This window comes from Paenibacillus popilliae ATCC 14706 (assembly GCF_000315235.1).
Classification (GTDB): domain Bacteria; phylum Bacillota; class Bacilli; order Paenibacillales; family Paenibacillaceae; genus Paenibacillus_B; species Paenibacillus_B popilliae.
Genome location: NZ_BALG01000557.1, coordinates 1 through 220, shown reverse-complemented (window position 1 = coordinate 220; position 220 = coordinate 1). Strand labels below are relative to the sequence as shown.

The 220-nt window shown below is 53.2% G+C and carries 1 protein-coding gene; it reads right to left on the bottom strand.

Annotated features, from left to right (window positions below):
* Positions 1-220, bottom strand: a 220-nt coding sequence (locus PPOP_RS19135) for a transposase (RefSeq protein ID WP_042230395.1), incomplete at both ends; no start/stop codon positions are given.

Sequence of the window (220 nt, the reverse complement as noted above, 5' to 3'; positions counted from 1 at the left end):
GAAGAATACCGGCGCAGTGCCCGGGGCTTCTCCAGATGGATATTGTCCCGAAGCCGGATCACAAACGATTGTCCGTCTTGTTTGAAGCGGTCGATCCGCTCCAGTTTTCCATAAGCTCGATCCATGACCATGATGTAATCAGGATGCGTCAATTGTTCACTTACAGGTCCGTCATGCTGAGAGCCTACGGTCTCTACGACACGGAGAGGCTGGCTGTCGT